Origin of the sequence: Barnesiella sp. ET7, assembly GCF_024733785.1 — a bacterium.
Taxonomy (GTDB): Bacteria; Bacteroidota; Bacteroidia; order Bacteroidales; family Barnesiellaceae; genus Barnesiella; species Barnesiella merdigallinarum.
Map to the genome: position 1 here is coordinate 117054 of NZ_JANRHM010000006.1, position 11400 is coordinate 128453.

Below are 11400 nucleotides of genomic sequence, written 5' to 3' on the forward strand. Positions count from 1 at the left end.
ATGATGACCGAACAAGAGAAAATGGAGAGAGGGCAACTGTACGATGCCTCGGCTCCCGAACTGTTGCAAAAACTGTTTGCCACCCGCGATAAACTTTTCGAACTCAACTACCGCCTGCTGCCCTCGCAAACCGAGGAGCGGGAGCGGCTGCTCCGCGACATTCTGGGCACCACGCCCGAACGGTTCACCATCGTATCGCCCTTCCTGTGCGACTACGGCCACAACATCCACGTAGGCAAAAACTTCTTTGCCAACTACAACTGCGTGATGCTCGACGAGGCCCCCATCACCATCGGCGACAACGTACTCATTGCCCCCAACGTGGGCCTCTATACCGCCGGCCACCCCATCGACGTGGAGCGTCGCAACCAGTGGCTCGAGTATGCCTGGCCCATCACCATCGGCAACAACGTGTGGATTTGCGGCGGCGTGACCATCGCCCCCGGCGTGACCATCGGCGACAACAGCATCATCGCAGCCGGCAGTGTGGTCGTGGGCGACATCCCGGCCAACGTCATCGCCGGCGGTAACCCCTGCCGTGTCATCCGACCCGTCACCGAAGCCGATCGCCAGCGCTCCTACGACTGGACTGAACAAAAAGCCAGAAAGAATAAATAGAACCGTACACAGAGAATAGCCTACTTGGCATTTCCCGTATAGTGTTCGTTCGGTTCACACCTCAGCCCGAACGAAGAGTAAATTGAAAGGATTCTCGGCCTATTGATCTCAAAATCAAAATCTTCCCGATTCAAATAAATCGGGTTGGAAATATCGAGTCTATCTTTCAGGGTCTCTTCAGATACCAACTTATACGGGATACCACGTCGTTCCATTTTATCGAGGAACAAATAGTTACAGGTGCTCAATTCCACTTCCTGCGTCGAAGCCTCCATTCGATTCAGCACATAGTCTACCGTCTGTCTGTAAACCACATTCTGCACTATCACTCCCGACAGACTAATGAAAACATCGATAGAGAGCAATGTAAGAATGAGGATATGTACCCCTCGAGACAGACGTCTTTTCAGGCCATATCGCTCGGCATAAAACAACAGCACAAACGGGAACAGATAGAAGAAACTTACATATCGAGCCCAATATCCGTATGGGAGGATAAACAACGAAGCCAGCAACCCGACAAGGGCCACCAGATACCAAGCCATACGACGGGAATAACCGGTACTAATAAACAGAATCAGCGCCAACAAAACAGACTCGAAGAAGAATATGCCAAAACCGCCTATCCGAGCATCCGACACCCACGATGCCGAAAGATTGTTTTTAGATATACCCACAACACTCACCTCATCGGAATTCATATTGTTCGACGGATTAGCGACTAACGATAAAAGCACATTTTCAAAATTCGATTTTCCCTGCATCATCGGCAAAACCTGATTGTTAAAAATATCTACCTTCTCATCTCCGGCAAGCGGATAAAAAGGAGAACCATGCTCTTGCCAGTTGGTCACATAAGGATTGTAACCTCCTATGACTATTCCCGCCAAAGCTATAACGGCACATATTACAGTCAGGCGACAAGGCTGTTTGTACTTATGATTTCTCAGCAAGATAAAAAAGAGAATGCCACCCCACAGTACAATCCAAAAGAAAATATTGAATTTTATCGATGAGATGAAAAACAGCAGAAGCAAATCGACATACAACGCCCTGCGTTCTCCCTTCTCGAAAAAGAGATATAGATTCACCAGAAATATAACCAACAGGGTATAGAGAGTCCAATCGATATAACAGGTAAATAATTGAACAATTACTACTGGATTGAGAGCTATCAACACGGTTATCCACAACCGCATATATCGGTTACGGTTTGGCAGGAAATCGTGCAAGAATATATAGACATAACCCATAGACGAGATAACGAACCACATATTCAAAACCTTACCGGCATCCAAATTTTCCAAGAAAGCAACAACCGTAGCGGCAATGGTCTCTATGCCTCGCGGATAATGCTCCACCCACATGGCGGTATCCCGATCGACCGAACTACTTACAGAAGTATCCCACAAAGGGTTCCAACCATTGATCAATTCTCGCACGGTACAAATATGATACCATTGCCCGTCGTACGACCAATCATAGACATACATCGAAATCAATATCGTAACCAGCAATACACCCACCACGGTCAATACGCTACTCCACTTCACCCGTCTCTGTATATTCTTCACAGTACACACCCACAAAACGGACAAACACACAGCAGCAGGGAATATGAAGCCATTGACCGAGAAACCTATCCACAAAGACAGGACAGCCAGCAAATAGCTAACCAATGGTATGGCTACCAACAGTTGTGCAGAGGTCTGTATCCAAGAAATCGTTTCGTCTGAAGAGGCTCGAAAAATATTCATATCCTTATTTTTTTTCGATTACAGAATCGTTTTCAACTGCTCCAACGCCGTAACCATATAGTCGGGTCGAGGCCCGGTCACGGGCAAGTTGTCACGGTTGAAATAGATGGCCCGCCACCCGGCATTCATCGCCCCCAGAATATCGGCGTCGTAGTTGTCGCCCACAATCACCGTATCGGCAGCGGTGCTCCCCACCACCTGCAAGGCGTAGTCGAAGAGCCGGCGGTCGGGCTTGGTTATGCCTATCTCGTCAGAGAGGATGAGCCGCTTGAAATAGCGATCGATACCCCCCGACTGCAATTTGCGAGCCTGCACTTCGGCAAAGCCGTTGCTCAGGATGTAGAGCGGGTAGCCCTTGGCCGTGAGGTAATCGAGCAGATCGATAGCCCCCGGCACCAGCGTCTTCTGCTGGGCCAACACATCGAGATAGCGGTGGTTGAGAGCCATGATGAAGTCCATGTCGCCGCTCAACGCACTGCCCGCCTCACGAAACGGACGGGCAAAACGCTCCACAATCAGGAAATCTTTCGTCACCCGATTGTGGTGATACTCCTCCCACAACTCGTGATTAGCCGTCATGTAGAGCTTCTCGAACTGTTCGTAACCGGTAAATGCACGCCCGAGCGAAAACTCGTCGTACACCTGCCGCAACGACAGTTTGGAGTTGGCCTGGAAATCCCATATCGTATCGTCCAAATCGATAAACAGCGTCTTACACATCAAACCACTCATAGCTTTCTTGTTTTAGAACCGGCCATTGCATGCCTCATCGACAACACGGCCACAGGAGAGGTAACCTCCCACTCCGGCGCAAAGATAGTGCAAAAAAAGAGCAGAGACAAACCACGGTCTGCCTCTGCCTGTACAAGCTATCGAAAAATTTTCCCAACTTCCCGATAGAGCCGATTTTATTCGAAATACAGCGTCCCCCTGTGCAAAGGGGGGAACATTCACACACGTATCTTATTTCTCGACAATGGCAAAGCCGTTGCCCACGGCGCGAGGGGTGCCGTCGGAGGGCCGGTTGCGCACCACGAACGAGGCCCGGTCGGTTACATTCTCGTCGCGCAGCACCATAATCGAAGAGCCGCCGCCATCGTAGTTCACGGCATCGTAACTGCCTATGCCCCACATGAAGTCGGCCAGTTCGTAGATGTCAAGACCTTCGGCATAGTTCACCCGACGACCGTCGACCACCACGACATAGAGCGTCTGCTTGTCTTCGGAGAGCCCGATGGCCGTGCGCGGATGCGTATCGCACAGATAGGTACCTATGCTGCTGATGCCGTCGTTGAACACGCCGCGGCGAATGAGACAACCCAGACCGCCCAATGCCTGATAAATCTCGGCACTGCGCTTGACCACGTTGCTGGCCACGTCGATGTCGACACTGCCGTCGCGCGTCATATAGACGGTAAACTCGTGATTGGGGTCCTGCCACCAGTCGCTCAGCGGATAACCGTCTTTCCAAAAGAGCTCCTTGGGCTTGATGAGCGTAATCTCTCCGTCCGAAGCCGTTTTGTATACCCAAAAGCCACCGTTCACCGCCACATGTACCCGACGGCCCGAGTTCTCGAGATACTTGGCCTGCTCGGGAATCGTGTTCACCCGGGTAGGCATCACGTTCACCTCGCCATAGGGTGTAGTGGTGGCAATGGTCAGTTTCGACAAATCGACCTCGGCCACATAGGCATGTTGCCGGGCCTTGGCCGTGTTGAAGTCAATCTCCGAAAGCACCAGCCCGGGGAAACGCTCTTCGGTCGTCACCCGCGTTACTTTCGTCACCAAGTCGGTACGACTCAGGATGCGCTGCACCAATACCGACGTCGTGTCGATAGTTACCGGGTAGGAGGGCGTGTTGTTGCCTGTTCCACCCGGTTCGTCATTTCCGCTGCACGATATAACACCCAGTGCCACAATCACGCACCAGAGCCAATACTTGCAATCTTTACCAAACCTTTTCATCTTGTTTTACCTGTTTACAATTAACTATTCGTTTATCAATACTTTAATCACTTTTACCTGTCCGGCCCGGTCGTGGACATACACCACATACACACCGGCGGGCAACGACGAAAGGTCGACCGGAGTACCCGGCACCGCTTCGCCTTCGATTTGTAAACTGCCCGATGCGGTATATATTGCGTAGCTTGCCGACGAATTTTCGGACAATACATAAAGCCGATTCTCCGATACATAAAGGTCGAGACCACTGTCGCTCGAGGCCGCCTCTATTCCCGACTCGCCGGTATACTCATAGGCACCCACCATCGAGCCGCTCGTGTTGCGCTCCACACCCCGGCCGTCGACCGTCAACTGGTCGGTATACTTACCGTTGCCGTCGATGTCGATATAGAAAGACGATTCGCGCAGAGAGGCAGCTTTCAGCACGTTCAGATTGTTGTTGCCGCAAGCGACCGACAGCACCCGCACCGTAGGCGCATGGCCACCGTTATCGGTCAATATGGGGCACAGCTTGCCGTCGACCACTTCGCTGTGAAGCATGCCGTTCAGGTCCTGCACGCTGCGGTCGTAGCTGTAACATACCATATCGCGCGTTTTAGCCGTGATGTTCATCCGGTCGGCAGCACCGTAGAGGTTGTAGGTCGAGGTCATCAGCTTGGCCGAAGTTCCCAGATAGACCTCGCCGGCCTCGGCAGCCGACGAGAAGTTGCCGGCAATGATGTTGTTGACCAGCTTCACACTACCGGCCATGACATGAACGGCCGAACCGTTGAAGTTGGCCGAGGGGGTACCGCTGCTCGTGTAGCACGAGTCGGTGTTGCCCGTGATGGTATTGTTGACCAGGTTGAGAGCCCCCGACGCGGCATTGAAATAGATGGCCGCCCCGCCGTTCGACTTGTCGGAGAGGGCGTTGCTCGTGGCTGTCAACCGATTGTTGACAAAAGTATTGTTGACAAAAGTACTTCTCAGATATTTCGAGGAGCCGGTCTGGGTATAGACCCCGTTACGGGCACTCACGTTGCCGGCAATCGTATTGCCCCGCAGCATGGCCAGCACCAGTCCGGCAGAATAGGCGGCACTGCCCTGGGTCGCCTGGTTATCCACGAAATAGGAGTCGTCGATGTCGGTACGCCAACCCGGAGTCTGCGAATAGAAGGCCCCACCCTGCGTGCCCGACTGGTTGCGGGCAAAGGTCGTACGCTCGGCCGTGAGGTTGCCCTCGGTATATATGCCGCCGCCGTAACCGGCTGCATAGTTGTCGGTAATGTCGACATCGCGCAACACGAGGTCGATGCCTTTCGAATAGATGGCTCCGCCGCTGTTGGCACCCGAGAGGTCGGCATAGCCGCCGGTGATTTCGAGCCCGCCCAGGTCAAGGAAGCACGAGTCGGCCACCGTCACCACATGGCAGGCATTCTCTTCGGTTCCCGAGACAATACGCCCCGTTTCGTCGATTACATCGTTATGACCCAAATCGCCCGACAAGACGGTTTTGCCCGTCACGGCCGAGAAATCGGCATTGTATCCACCCCGAATGTAGACCCCCGTCGAGACATTCATCGTGGCCTGACGCCCCGTGAGCGAACCCGCCTCCACGGGATAGAAGGTCCCCGCGGTCATATAAATGGTATCTTGTTTCGAAGCCGCATCGAGAGCCTCCTGCAACGAAGCGAAGGGAGCCTCTTTCGAGCCGTCGCCCGTACCCGAAGCCGAAGCACTCACATACCACTTGCCGGACTCGGCACCCTCCTGTAAGGTACAAGTAATGAGGATAGGCAGGTGATCCGAAGGGGTGACTCCCCGCCCGAAATCCTCGGTTATCGTTTCATAGGACAACACATTCACGCGATTGCAAAAGACATAGTCGATAGGCTCACCGCCCGAAAGAGTCGGGTTCCACGGTCCAAACGTGGCACCCGGCCCTACCGGAGCAGATTGTGTCGTCTTGCGACTATCATTAAAATAAGCATTAAATGTGTTATACATAGCTTTCTCGTCATAATAGGCATTGAAATCGCCTACGATAAAAGCGGGATAGTCGCCCGCTATCTCCTGCATCTTGCGCACATTCAGGCGCGCAGTCTCGGCCCGGGCAAATTCTCCCTTATGGTCGAGATGAGTAGAAAAATAGAAAAAGATTTCGCCCGTTTCCTTATTTTGCAGTTTCACCCATACGGTAATTCGCCGCACGGCCGTATCGAACGGCAACCCCGGAGCAGTAGGGTCCTCGGCCAGGAAGAACTGTCCCTTGTCGAGCAAAGTGAACTTGTCGGCTTTATAGACAACGGTCGTGTGTGTGCCCGAGCGGTTGTCCGAGGCCGAGCCTGCACCCCACGAATGGTTGGCATAGTCATCGCCCAGCAGTTCTTCGAGATCGGGCAGCATGTCGGTACTGTTCTCTTGGAGACCTATCACATCGAAATCGTGGTCTACGATATTCTTGACCACGTATACATTGCGCACGTCCCACGACTTGTCGCCCGTATCGCTATCGTTTTTGCCTCGTATATTGTACGAGCCCATTCGATAAACGGGCGCAGCCACGAGCACCGAGGCAAAACAGCAGCTTATCAGCAATCCTAAAAATCTTTTCTTCATATTTTTGCCCATATTATTTCGTTATCCATATTTTCTGCGAAACAGATTGGCCGTCGCTTACCACACGCACCACATAGAGGCCCACGCCGGGAGCCGATATGCGGTCGCTCTCCCGGGCCAAAGCCACCAGCCCGCCACCGACGTTATACAGTTCGATGCGGTCGGCGGTGCGACCCAGCAGCACCGTGCGCCCCTCGACCGTCCAGGCGAGACCGGCGTTTGCCACCGACTCGATACCGGACGCATTTTCGTTGTAATAATTATAGATTACCTCTACGGCGGGAATCGTCATGTGATAGGTCTCGCCCAAGGTATTCATATCCAAGCCCAGGGTCAGATACGACAGCGTGATGGGATAGTTGGCCATATCGATAGTCTCGCCCAGCGCATCGGGGAAAACAATATCGGCCACACTCTCCCGCCCCACTGCCGGAACAGGCAGGTCGACGGTATGCGTCCCCGACGGGGTCCGCAACGTGCAGGAGAGGCTCTTCATTCGGGCTTCGCCGGGATTGACATGTATGCGCAGCGTATCGGGCAAGCTGTACAACGGGATATTGCCCGACAGGGTGATGGTCTTGGCCGAAGGACTGTTGTAGAGGAACGAGAGTTCCAGCCCCTTGTCGACCGAATTGGTAACCGAGGTATTCTTGAACCCGGCCGATGTCACGAACGACACCCTCATCCAGTCGGCCGAACCGTCGTTCAGGTTCATGCAGTGGCGCACAGGCTCCTGTACTTTCACCAGCAGCGTATCGGTAAATCCCGACATCGAGCCGTAAACCTCGGCCACACCGCTCGCGAGGCCTCTCAAAACGCCTTCCTCAACCACTGCCACCTGTTCGTCGGAGCTGCGCCACGAAAGCATTTGCGGAGCCAGCGACACCTCCTCGCCTTTGAGGTTGGTCATAAATACCTCGACCGGGTAGCGGTAGTGGCAATCGTTGATGACCGAGTCGAGCCGAAAATAGAGGTCCTCGATATTCTCGCGGATTGAGATTTCCATCTCGCAAGTATAGCCGGCCGGGGTGCGGGCATAGATTTTGCCCTTGCCGCTGCCGTCGGCCACGAAGCTCTTGCCGTCGGAGGTGATGTGCCCGATACCCTCGTCGCAGGTGAGGGTATAGTTGGTCACCTCGGTACTTATCAACAGGCCGTATGCGTTATAACCGTATACCTCGGGGGTATACTCCTCGCCCTTGGCCAGCACATGCGGCGGCGTGGCAAAACCGATGCCCCCGATATAGACCGATCTGGGCGCCGTGGAGACGACAAAGACGCCATCGCCCACCTGGCGCTGCACGCCGTTGGAACTGGGGTGATTGCGCACCCCCAGCATGCTGGTATATAGAGTGCTCGAACCGCCGCCGTCGAGATTCAAGGCTTCGTAAGCCCCGGCATAGCGCATGAGGTCGGCCAGCTCGCGGGTGCGTACACCCCGCGACACCGACGTGCGCCCGTCGCAGACGAGCATAATCAATGTCTTTTTATCCCGGCTGTATCCGATCGAGGTGCGCGGGTGCCACTCTACGGCATCCTTCCGCTCGTCCTCGGTATCGAGTACGGTACCGTTCCCCAGTATCTTGGGATTGCCGGTCACCAGATTGTCGACCGACACCTCCTCGCCATCGAACGACATGGGCAGGTATACCTCTACCTCATCGCCATCGTTCAGGCTTTGGATAAAGACTCCCGACATGCCTTTCCCGCTGATGACATAGCCGCCGTCGGGCACGGCCATGTTGGTACCCCGGGCCCACGAGCCCGAGACTTTCATTTTGCAAGGTTTGCCGGGCACCAGTTTCTCGCCCGATTTGGGCAAAAGGGCAATCTCGTAATAAAGCGGGAACGAGTTGCTCGTCACCTGGGTGACTTGCCCCGGCATTTTATCGGTATAAAGTATCAGTTTGTTGTTTGCGGCGTCGACATTCACGCCCGAAATTTCATAGGATTGAGTAGCCGATGTGATGGTTCCCGTGAAATCGACCGAGGCGTTGCTCAGGTAAGGGACCTTGTCGGCCGTGATGCCAAAGTGTCGACAAATCGACGAGGTAGATGTGCGGAAAATCTCACCCTCGGCCACGGTGGCATGGTGAGGCCGCCCCACGATGCTGGTCTTGCCGTCGTTGGCTTTCCCCGACATGGCGAAGAAACCGCCGTTGATACCGGCAAAATAGAGGCTTTCGCCCTCGACGCTGTGACTCTCGGCCATATCGGTCACGGTCTGTGCTCCGGCCAGATGGTCTTTGGCGCACACCGTGCGTATATCGACATAGGGATTGGTAAGGTCGACCGTCAGATAAAATACCGTCAAGGTGGTATCGGGGCCTGTGAGCAACAACGAGGTCTGGGTCGTTCCGGGCCCTATTTGGGCATGAAACGTGGTGTCTACCCGATATTCGGTATTCCACACTTTCCAGGTAACCGAAGCAAACGCATTACCGGTCACAAGGGCCAAAAGCAAAAACAGGCATTTACTTATCTTCATGGCACGACAAATCATGGCATTGACAACCGTTTTGAGAAAGATATGCTGCCGGCAAAACACCGGCAGCATACCCGATGAAAAAACTACTTAATTAAAGATTCTTATTATTTAATCACTTTGAAAGCTTCGCCATCGACATGAATGATATACACACCCTTGGCGAGCGAAGAGAGATCGATTACCTCATCGGCCGGAACCACCTTCACTACGTTACCGCTCAGGTTGTAAACCGTAGCCTCGGCCTGGGCACCGTTTACCCGGAAGAGGCCGTTACCCAGCGTGCTGATTGTCAAGCGGTCGGCAACGGTTACATCGGCAATACCCGAAGTGGCGTCGCCGTCGTACGAACCTACACAGGTCGTAGCAGCCCGTTTGTAACCGCGTTGGTCAACCGTGAGGTCGATATTCTCGGGCAATTTCCATTCGGTCTTCAAGGCATTCAGTTCATCGATAGTCAAGCTCTTCACGGGCGAAACCGGAGCCAAAGTCTGGCTGAAACCGCCGTTGTCGCCGAAAGTGTTGTCGCCGAAGACATCGGCATAGGTATACGTTTCTGCGTCGGTATCGCTCAGATAGAGGTAGGTACCTTGTACGATTTTGCCCGTACCGTCGTCATGGTCGTCTTGAACCGAGGGGTCTTGCGTGCGGTCTCTCGGCGAGGCCCAGGAGGTGCAATACCAAGCCGTACCGGAGAGGTTGTAACCCCCGCTGTACCATTTGCCGGGACGGGCATTGTTACTACGGCTCATTAATATAGCAGGATTAGAAGGTGCTGATTCCCCTAAAACACCATTCACAATATAATTATTCGCCATATAATTGAATCCGCCATAGCTCATTACCCCCAAACCGCGGCCTACATCCTTTGTAGCATTTTGATTACCGGAAACCGTACGAGTTTCTTGTGCAGCGGTATAATCTTTATTAGCGATTGTATTGGAAATCATATACATCGTCGTTCCGGGATAGCCCATTATAACACCAAATCCTTCGGTATAGTTGTCGGCAACCAAACTGTTCACCAAATAGAGGCGGAGACGCTCGTCATTGCTACCCAAAATGATTGCCGTTCCGCGAAGTTTATTGGTATAAGCCGGTTTACCGTCGTCGCCATATTCAGCTTCAGGATAATAGTCGGTCGTAAAATAATTATCGGTAAACTGGCAACGTTGAACCACAGCTTGCGTCAGATATTCATCTCCTGCATAAGCCGAGCTTATAAACAAGCCTAAGGCAGCACCCTTCTCAGCAGAAAAGTTTTCTGAAAAGACACAATCAGAGATATTTGCCTCAGAAGCAATAAGTGTCAAACCAGATGTTCCGATAAAGGCGGCTCCATTTTGAATAAAGTTACACCATTGCATATCCAAATCGGTATTGAACACCATCACCGCCCCTTTATAATTACTGGCACTGTCGTAGTTGCGGAAAGCGTGTTTGAAGGTAAAACCTTTCACCGTCACGTTGATGCGCACAGGCTGGTCGCCGTCTTTGCGCTCCATATACCACAGGTGGGTGCGGTTGCCGGGCACGGCAGCCACATCGCTCTCGATACCGCCCGAAATCACGGTCTCGTAGGGCGAAGGATAGGTAATATCGGTATTCGTTCCCGTGCTGTTGGGGTCGAAACCACCCAGGAAAGTCACACTGCGGTTCACCGACAGATACTTGTCGAAATCGGGCGAAGAGAGTTTGTAGACACCACCGGCAAAGCAGAACACGTCGCCGTCGGCAAAGTTCCCTTGTTCCATGTTCTCGGCAAAATAGTCGTAGTTGATTGCCTGTTCCCAAGACGAACCATCGGTATCATCCGACCCGTCGGCCTTGATAAAATACGTCGTGGCAAATGTGCTGGGCACCGATGCCAACATAAACCCTGCAGCAAGCAGGCAAGAAGTCAATTTTCTTTTCATAACCACTTTGTTTTAGATTAGATTTATTGTTAATTATTGAACTGTAACCGGAGAGAAAGAG

The 11400-nt window shown here is 53.0% G+C and carries 7 protein-coding genes; 1 reads left to right on the forward strand and 6 read right to left on the reverse strand.

Annotated features, from left to right (window positions below; translation table 11 throughout):
- Positions 1 to 618: a sugar O-acetyltransferase gene (locus NW211_RS05340; protein ID WP_258327176.1), complete on the forward strand. Its 618-nt coding sequence runs from the start codon at positions 1 to 3 to the stop codon at positions 616 to 618.
- Between the two features lie 20 nt (positions 619 to 638).
- Here NW211_RS05340 and NW211_RS05345 read toward each other — a convergent pair whose 3' ends face one another.
- The 6 genes from NW211_RS05345 to NW211_RS05370 all read right to left on the reverse strand — a co-directional run bounded on the left by NW211_RS05345 (position 639) and on the right by NW211_RS05370 (position 11339).
- Complete coding sequence (locus NW211_RS05345; RefSeq protein WP_258327177.1) at positions 639 to 2375, reverse strand: hypothetical protein; 1737 nt, start codon at positions 2373 to 2375, stop codon at positions 639 to 641.
- Between the two features lie 18 nt (positions 2376 to 2393).
- The gene (locus NW211_RS05350) at positions 2394 to 3107 is read right to left on the reverse strand and encodes a YjjG family noncanonical pyrimidine nucleotidase (RefSeq protein WP_258327178.1); all 714 of its coding nucleotides are present in this window, start codon (positions 3105 to 3107) and stop codon (positions 2394 to 2396) included.
- A gap of 231 nt (positions 3108 to 3338) precedes the next feature.
- A complete protein-coding gene (locus tag NW211_RS05355; protein WP_258327179.1) occupies positions 3339 to 4340 on the reverse strand; it encodes a phosphodiester glycosidase family protein in 1002 nt (333 codons plus the stop codon).
- 24 nt (positions 4341 to 4364) lie between these two features.
- Positions 4365 to 6938 carry an endonuclease/exonuclease/phosphatase family protein gene (locus NW211_RS05360; protein ID WP_258327180.1) on the reverse strand — a complete coding sequence of 858 codons (2574 nt, stop codon included), beginning with the start codon at positions 6936 to 6938 and terminating at the stop codon, positions 4365 to 4367.
- Positions 6939 to 6951: 13 nt separating this feature from the next.
- Positions 6952 to 9426: a phosphodiester glycosidase family protein gene (locus NW211_RS05365; RefSeq protein ID WP_258327181.1), complete on the reverse strand. Its 2475-nt coding sequence runs from the start codon at positions 9424 to 9426 to the stop codon at positions 6952 to 6954.
- Between the two features lie 104 nt (positions 9427 to 9530).
- Positions 9531 to 11339 carry a T9SS type A sorting domain-containing protein gene (locus tag NW211_RS05370; protein WP_258327182.1) on the reverse strand — a complete coding sequence of 603 codons (1809 nt, stop codon included), beginning with the start codon at positions 11337 to 11339 and terminating at the stop codon, positions 9531 to 9533.
- Positions 11340 to 11400: the final 61 nt, after the last annotated feature.